At 42.6% G+C, this 2,827-nt stretch carries 3 protein-coding genes; all 3 read left to right on the forward strand.

The window, feature by feature from the left end; all coding sequences use genetic code 11:
- Positions 1 to 168, forward strand: a 168-nt coding sequence (locus GMD3S_RS10790; RefSeq protein ID WP_029709230.1) for a helix-turn-helix domain-containing protein, incomplete at its 5' end; no start/stop codon positions are given.
- Positions 165 to 1,856 (forward strand): cache domain-containing sensor histidine kinase, encoded by a 1,692-nt coding sequence (locus GMD3S_RS0209355; RefSeq protein ID WP_000831097.1) that lies wholly within the window; start codon positions 165 to 167, stop codon positions 1,854 to 1,856. The genes GMD3S_RS10790 and GMD3S_RS0209355, both read left to right, overlap by 4 nt.
- Positions 1,857 to 1,965: 109 nt before the next feature.
- A complete protein-coding gene (locus tag GMD3S_RS0209360; RefSeq protein ID WP_000659509.1) occupies positions 1,966 to 2,529 on the forward strand; it encodes a TIGR01440 family protein in 564 nt (187 codons plus the stop codon).
- Positions 2,530 to 2,827: the final 298 nt, after the last annotated feature.

Raw genomic sequence — 2,827 nt, forward strand, 5'->3', positions numbered from 1 at the left:
GTGAGAGAGCGTGTCAAACAAGCCAAGCTCTTTCTTCTGACCACGGATTTAAAGATTTACCAGATAGCTGAAAAGGTTGGTTTTGAAGATATGAACTACTTTACCCAACGTTTTAAACAGATTGCAGGTGTGACACCTCGTCAGTTTAAGAAGGGAGAAGGCCGATGAAGCGTTCTTCTCTCCTAGTAAGAATGGTTATTTCCATCTTTCTGGTCTTTCTCATTCTCCTAGCTGTGGTCGGGACTTTCTACTATCAATCGAGTTCAGCAGCCATTGAGTATACGATTGAGGGCAATAGCCAAACGACCATTAGCCAGACAAGCCACTTTATTCAGTCTTATATCAAAAAATTAGAAACCACCTCGATCAGTTTGACCCAGCAGAAGGATATCCTAGCCTATGCTGAGAATCCTAACCAAGTCCAAGCCAAGGGAATCAGAGATCTGTTTTTGACCATCTTAAAGGCAGACCAGGACTTGAAAACGGTAGTACTGGTCACCAAATCCGGTCAGGTTATTTCTACAGATGACAGTGTGCAGATGAAAACTTCCTCAGATATGATGGCTGAGGATTGGTACCAAAAGGCTATTCATCAGGGAGCTAAGCCAGTTTTAACCCCAGCTCGTAAATCAGATAGTCAATGGGTTATTTCTGTCACTCAGGAACTTGTTGATGCAAAGGGAGCCAATCTTGGTGTGCTTCGCTTGGATATTTCCTATGAAACTCTGGAAGCCTATCTCAACCAACTCCAGTTGGGCCAGCAGGGCTTTGCCTTTATCATCAATGAGAAGCATGAATTTGTCTACCATCCTGAACGTACTGTCTATAGCTCAGCGAGTGAAATGGAGGCCATGAAACCCTACATTGAGACGGGACAGGGCTACACGCTGGACCATCAATCCTACGTTAGTCAGGAAAAGATTGCAGGGACTGATTGGACGGTTATAGGCGTGTCTTCGTTGGAGAAGTTAGACCAGGTTCGGAGCCAACTCATGTGGACCTTTCTTGTTGCTAGTGCTTTATCTCTTCTTGCCTGTATCTGCTTGGTGTGGTTCAGTCTTAAACGCTGGATTGCTCCTTTGAAGGACCTGAGAAAAACCATGCTGAAAATTGCTTCTGGTACACAAAATCTGCGTGCTAAGGAAGCTGGCGCCTATGAACTGAGAGAAGTGACTCGCCAGTTTAATGCCATGTTGGATCAGATTGATCAGCTGATGGCAGATGTGCGCAGGCAGGAAGAAGCGACCCGGCAGTATGAACTTCAAGCCTTGTCAAGCCAGATTAACCCCCATTTCCTCTATAATACTTTGGACACTATCATCTGGATGGCTGAGTTTCAGGATAGTCAGCGAGTGGTTCAGGTGACCAAGTCTTTGGCAACCTATTTCCGCTTGGCGCTCAATCAAGGAAAGGATTTGATTTCTCTTTCTGATGAAATCAATCATGTCCGCCAGTACCTCTTTATCCAGAAACAACGCTATGGTGATAAGCTGGAGTATGAGATTGCTGAAGAACCTGACTTTGATAATTTAGTCTTGCCTAAACTGGTGTTGCAACCTCTTGTAGAAAACGCTCTTTACCATGGTATCAAGGAGAAGGAAGGCCAGGGCCATATTAAAGTTTCTGTTCAGAAACAGAATACAGGGCTTGTCATCCGCATTGAGGATGATGGCGTTGGCTTCCAAAATCCTGGTGATAGCAGTCAAAGTCAGCTCAAACGTGGGGGAGTTGGCCTTCAAAATGTTGATCAACGCCTCAAACTTCATTTTGGAGAAAACTATCAGATGAAGATCAATTCTGCACCCGAAAAAGGGACGACAGTTGAAATATACATTAATAAAATAGTAATTAGCTAACTCCCAGTTCACTCTGGGAGTTTTACTTTTAAAAATCAGAATGATTAGTTGGTCTTGATAAAATCAGTAAAAAAAGATATGATAGATAGTGACAAAAGAGGTATCAAGTATGAAGGAAAAAGACATTCAAAGAGCAACAAGCCAGATTGTAGAAGATGTATTAGAAAAGGCTAATTTGAAGCAAGGAGCCATCTTTGTTTTGGGTCTTTCTTCTAGTGAGGTGATAGGTGGTCAGATTGGCAAGGAATCCAGTCAAGAAATTGGGGAAGTCATTGTGAAGACCATTCTAGATATCCTAGAGAAAAAAGGAATTCATCTAGCTGTTCAAGGTTGTGAACATGTCAATCGAGCCCTCGTCGTTGAACGTCAGGTGGCAGAGCAGTTTGGTCTTGAAATCGTCAGTGTCCTTCCTACACTTCATGCAGGAGGTTCGGGTCAGTTGGCAGCCTTCAAGTTTATGCAGGATCCAGTTGAGGTTGAATTTATCAAGGCCCATGCTGGATTGGATATCGGAGATACTGCGATTGGCATGCATGTTAAGCATGTTCAAGTACCAATTCGCCCTGTACTGCGTGAAATTGGGCATGCCCATGTAACGGCTCTTGCAAGTCGTCCCAAACTAATCGGAGGTGCGCGTGCACAGTATCCTGAAGACTTCATAAGAAAGTCATAAAATCATTCTATAGTAACAGAAGAAAAGCAAAAGACAGAGGAAAAATGGTATAGATACCATGACTTCCTCTGTTCTTTTTTGTTGAATTTTTGTGTAAAGTACTCCAAATAAGACCAGTATTTACAAGAAGAAGGGGTGCTTTCTGATGGAGAATTGCCAAAAAGTAGAAAAAGTATGGTAGAGAAGATTTTTCGTTATAGAAATCAGTAAACAAAGCTGGATTTAGCTGTTCTAGGTCGGCTTTTTTGTGCTATACTTAAGATATGCATAGAAAAACAGTGATTGATTTTAGGGCTTT

It is taken from the genome of Streptococcus sp. GMD3S, assembly GCF_000298695.2.
In the GTDB taxonomy this organism is placed as follows: Bacteria; Bacillota; Bacilli; order Lactobacillales; family Streptococcaceae; genus Streptococcus.

Coding starts and splice junctions, on each gene's coding strand:
- GMD3S_RS0209355 (WP_000831097.1), top strand. CDS start 165: ATGAAGCGTTCTTCTCTCCTAGTAAGAATGGTTATTTCCATCTTTCTG.
- GMD3S_RS0209360 (WP_000659509.1), top strand. CDS start 1,966: ATGAAGGAAAAAGACATTCAAAGAGCAACAAGCCAGATTGTAGAAGAT.